Source organism: Pseudomonas sp. P4_C3, assembly GCF_056402075.1.
On sequence record NZ_JBFUIC010000324.1, the window covers coordinates 1 to 4,461 of the forward strand.

The window sequence follows — 4,461 nt, forward strand, 5'->3', positions numbered from 1 at the left end:
GGTGATACGTGCCTTGAGGCGACGGGTCTGTTCCTCCTCGCTCACTTCAAGCCAGTACTTGATCAGGATGATTCCCGATTCGACCAGTGCCTGTTCGACGCGCGGCGCCACGGTGAGAAACGTGCGCACCTGCTCTTCGCTGCAAAATCCCATGACCCGCTCGACCCCGGCGCGGTTGTACCAGCTGCGATCGAAGATCACCACTTCACCGGCCGCCGGCATGTGCGGCAGATAACGTTGCAAATACATCTGGCTTTTTTCCCGGTCGGTCGGTGCCGGCAACGCCATCACCCGGAACACTCGCGGACTGACCCGTTCGGTCAGTGCCTTGATGGTCCCGCCCTTGCCGGCGCCATCACGGCCCTCGAAGATGATGCAAATCTTCGCGCCCGTGTGCTGCACCCACTCCTGCAGCTTGACCAGCTCGACATGCAGCTTCGCCAGTTCCTCGAGATACACCTTGTTCTTGAGCTTGTCGCCTTCGACCGGTTTGCTTTTCGGTGCAGCCTTCTTCTTTGCCATGCCCGTTACCTCCTTCAATGCGTCACACAGCGTCCGGAGTGCGCCCGGCCGCGTTCATTCAGCCTCGACTGCGCTGGTAATGTTCAACCGCCTGCTCCAGGTTCAGGAACATGCGCGCTTCACCCAGCGTACGACCCAAYGGTGCCTTGGTGACCATGTCCCATACGCCAGGGCTCATGCCCACCAGCCACAGTGAAATGCCTTTTTCCCGCAGTTGCTGTTCCGCCCCGGTGAGCATTTTCAGGGCGGTGTACTCCAGGTCGAACACGCTGCGCAGGTCCAGTATCACCACGCGGGGCCTTGCATCTTCGATCAGGGGTCGCATCTTCATGCCGATGCGCTGGGCGTTGGCGAAAAAAATCCGCCCTTCAGGCCGAAGCAACAGCAGCCCGTCAAAGTGTTCGTCATCGAGGTGTTCGGCGGACTGCGGCCGATACACATTGGTGCCAGGCTTGCGCCCGAGGACATGCACGGGCGGGTCCGAGACCTGATAGGCCAGGGCCAGCAACGAGACGATAATCGCCACGACGATCCCTTGCAGCGTGCCCAGCAACATCACGCCGATCATGGCCACTACGGCCCAGGCAAATTCGGTACGGCGAACCGACAGGATCTCGCGAAATTCCGCCGGCTCGATCAAGCCCACCGAATACACAATCACCACGGCTGCGAGCGTGGCATTGGGCATCAGGCCAATCAGCGGCGCCAGCAGCAGGCAAGTACCCAAAGCCAGTGCTGCGGTGACCAGTGCGGCCAGTTGCGAACGGGCACCGGCCAAACGGTTCACCGCCGTTTGAGTGGTCCCGCCACCCGCGACCATGGCCCCGAGAAATGCGCCGCCGATGTTGGCAACGCCAGTGGCCAGCAGCTCCCGATTCGGCTGTGGCACGGGCTCGTCACTGCGGGCGAACGCGCGCCCCGCCGCGATGGTTTCGGTGAAACTCATCAGCGCGATGCCCATCGCCGAAGGCCACAGGGTTGCGGCCAACGACCATACCGGCAGGGTCGGCGCGGGCAATCCGATCGGCACCAGGCCGACGGCGGACACACCAAAGCTCTCCAGGCCAAACAGGCTCATGGCGATTATGCCCAGCGCCACCGCAATCAAGGGTGCGGGCAGCCGCGGCGTAAAACGCTTCATGCCGACCAGCAGCAGTACCATGAACACACCGACCGCCACGGTGGGCAGCGAGGCATGACCGATGCTCTGAACCGTGGCCAGCAGATTGTGCAGGAAGCCACCTTTGTCGATGTGAGTACCGAGCAATTTTGGTAGCTGGTCGAGCACGATGACCACACCGATGCCGGCCTTGAAACCCACCAGTACCGGTTCGGAAATGAAATTGGCGACGAAACCCAGGCGCAGCAACCCCGCGACGATCAGGATCGCGCCCACCATCAGGGCCAGCGTGGCGGAAGCCGCGAGCAAGGTCGCCGCATCGCCATCGGGGCTGATCTGGCCCAACGCGGAGCCGGCGAGAATGGCCAGGGTGGTCGTGGTGCTGACACTGAGCGGGCGCGAGGTGCCGAGCACGGCATAGATCACCATCGGCACCAGCACCGTGTACAACCCGACCTGCACAGGCAGGCCGGCAATCGTGGCGTACGCCAGCGCCTTGGGAATGACCACGGCCGCTGCCGTCAGCCCGGCGACCACATCGCCTCGCAGCCAGTCGGGCCGATAGTTGCCGAGCCATTGCGGGATCAACAGGCTGCGCACGGTACCCCGCGGTGGAGTGCCTGGACTCCGCTCTTGCGGATGGCTGCCTTGTTGATTCATGAGTCACTCCAGTCGCCAATCGTCCCATGCGGATGATGAGTAGACTCAACTGACCGCACAATCCTTTAACTGCACGTGTAACCACTGCAAACCTTCATCGGCAGCGAAGCGCGTGTACCGGCAGGCAGTCCACGCAGGCTCGACCAGTTACAAATGTAGCCGGTTTGCGCGGCTACGCCGCCATATGACTGGCGAAGGGGACAGACGCCCCACCATCACCGGTCAAAAATGGAAAGCCTTATATGGACGACGTCATGAAAGCGATAAATGAGCTATACCGGCTAACTCCCCCCCATTGCAGTTCTTCAGCTCAGGAGTTTGGCAATGAAGCTCAAAACCTCACTGGCAGCACTCATGGTTGCGACAAGCCTGTTTGGCTGCACCACTTCATCGACCCACGGCGTGAACGTTACCCTGGTCGCCACCCGGCAAAACGCCGGTCAGATCGGCACCGTCACGTTGACCGACTGGGACAAGAAAACCGGGCTCAGTTTCTTCGTCAGCGGTGTTCCAACCGGGGTTATCCTGCCCTTGCGCCTTTACTCGTTCATCAATAACGGCACTTGCCAGCAACCCGGGTCAGTCGCCTATGCGATGAACGACACCGTCAACACCGAACGCCAAGCCGTACGCGGCTGGTCTTTTACCAGAACCGCGCCTGTGCCGTTGCAGACGTTGCTTGACGGCAAGTATTCGGTGGTCGTGCGCACGGCTGCGACCGATGGCAACGTCGATATTTTTTGCGGGGATATCAAGCCTGAAGTGCCGGCGAAATAGCCGCGACCCTTTCAGGCCAGCCCTCGGTACCGCTCGTGCCACCGGTTGTCCGGTGCGAGCGGTGGCGTCTGGTGAGTGCAAATGGGGCCGGTAGAAGCTGCGGTCACGAACCTGTCATTACTCATTGATAACGTCCTGGCGCTTTTGCGTGTCCGTGTAATGTCCGGCGATCAAATTCCAATTGCAAAAAAACCCGCCTTTCAGCGGGTTTTGGGCTTTTCAGAAACTGATGTCTACAACCGCGAACTCAATGGGATTTTTTCGAGGTCGACAGTCCGGCTTTACTCAAGCCTTTGGTGTTGTGATCACCTGGCGTCGAAGCCGAAATAGCCCTGGCCTTGGAGATGCCGCGAGTATCCTTGGAATGGGCGAGGCCTGAGGTCGTGGTGCCATGACCGTTGTCATCGTTGCGCTCACTACCGTAGTGGTTCCCGCTCAGGCCATGGTCGCGCACGGATTTGCCAGCATGGTCGCTGTCCAGCCCGTTGCCGCGGCCGTTACTGCCAGAGTGGCCTGTACCGGCGTGTCCGCCACCCATACCGCCGCCGTGGCCTGCGCCGTTTCCGCCACCATTTCCGCCGCCGTTTCCACCGCCGCCACCGCCGCCACCGCCACCGCCACCGCCACCGCCGTCCTTCGCGTATGCGGAACCCATGATCGACAGGCCATCAGGGAGTAACGGGGCGGCTGCAAGCATCATGGCGCATGACATTACAGCAACGAGACTCTTGTTTTTAAAAAGCATGATTGCTTCCGTAGGAGGTTGATATCGCGTGACGTATGACGCGATATCCCTCCAACAGTTCAAGCACTACGACAGACGGCTGGAGCACCTTGAGTCAGCGGGAAGACTACCTTCCACACTTTAATCAAACGCACCGTCGAGAATTTCATAGACAAGCCCGGTGGCCAGCGCAACCAGGATCAGATCCGTGCCGACTTGCTGCCATTCGTAGCCATCATAGTGGGGCAGCCGGCCGACCAGTCGGCCATCCAGTTTTTTCGCAATGCCGGGTGGAAGCGGCTTGCCTCGGGCAAGGTTCTTTTGAATACCCGGTGGCAGGTCAGGCCCGGGGCTCCAGTAGCCCGTATTCACGCCAATGATCTCGAGCACGCTACCACGGTTGATGCTCGGGCCGTTGCTCCAGTCCCCGCCGCCGGAATTCTTGTTCTTGTTGCCATGACCACCCTGGTTGCCATGATTGACCTTCCCGTTGCCCTGGCCGTTACCGGGATCGGCCAGCGCCGTCACCGAGCCGCTGATCAGGGTCAAACAGGTAATCGCTGCAATCAATGATCGAGACTTGTACATGAGTCGTTCCTTCGTGGTGGGGAAGATGCTCTGAAATTTAGACGCTATTGACGGTGTTGGTTCCATCAAG

General features: G+C 60.3%; 5 protein-coding genes. 1 reads left to right on the top strand and 4 read right to left on the bottom strand.

Going from position 1 to position 4,461, the window contains the following annotated elements; translation table 11 throughout:
• Both AC1DVH_RS26750 and AC1DVH_RS26755 read right to left on the bottom strand, forming a co-directional pair.
• On the bottom strand, positions 1 to 522 hold a 522-nt coding region (locus tag AC1DVH_RS26750), incomplete at its 3' end, for a polyphosphate kinase 2 family protein (protein ID WP_477756325.1).
• A gap of 58 nt (positions 523 to 580) precedes the next feature.
• Positions 581 to 2,302, bottom strand: coding sequence for a SulP family inorganic anion transporter (locus AC1DVH_RS26755; protein WP_477756326.1), 1,722 nt, complete (start codon positions 2,300 to 2,302; stop codon positions 581 to 583).
• A 324-nt stretch (positions 2,303 to 2,626) separates the two neighbouring features.
• Here AC1DVH_RS26755 and AC1DVH_RS26760 point away from each other — a divergent pair, with 324 nt between their 5' ends.
• A complete protein-coding gene (locus AC1DVH_RS26760; RefSeq protein ID WP_477756327.1) occupies positions 2,627 to 3,079 on the top strand; it encodes a hypothetical protein in 453 nt (150 codons plus the stop codon).
• A gap of 247 nt (positions 3,080 to 3,326) precedes the next feature.
• Here AC1DVH_RS26760 and AC1DVH_RS26765 read toward each other — a convergent pair whose 3' ends face one another.
• Both AC1DVH_RS26765 and AC1DVH_RS26770 read right to left on the bottom strand, forming a co-directional pair.
• Positions 3,327 to 3,824, bottom strand: a complete 498-nt coding sequence (locus AC1DVH_RS26765) for a hypothetical protein (protein WP_477756328.1) — start codon at positions 3,822 to 3,824, stop codon at positions 3,327 to 3,329.
• A gap of 120 nt (positions 3,825 to 3,944) precedes the next feature.
• Entirely contained in the window at positions 3,945 to 4,391 is a 447-nt protein-coding gene (locus AC1DVH_RS26770; protein WP_108232172.1) for an anti-virulence regulator CigR family protein, read from the bottom strand.
• Positions 4,392 to 4,461 lie beyond the last annotated feature (70 nt).

Excerpts from the sequence above, each read along its gene's own strand:
- AC1DVH_RS26765 (WP_477756328.1), bottom strand. The coding sequence starts at position 3,824 with ATGCTTTTTAAAAACAAGAGTCTCGTTGCTGTAATGTCATGCGCCATG.
- AC1DVH_RS26760 (WP_477756327.1), top strand. The coding sequence starts at position 2,627 with ATGAAGCTCAAAACCTCACTGGCAGCACTCATGGTTGCGACAAGCCTG.
- AC1DVH_RS26770 (WP_108232172.1), bottom strand. The coding sequence starts at position 4,391 with ATGTACAAGTCTCGATCATTGATTGCAGCGATTACCTGTTTGACCCTG.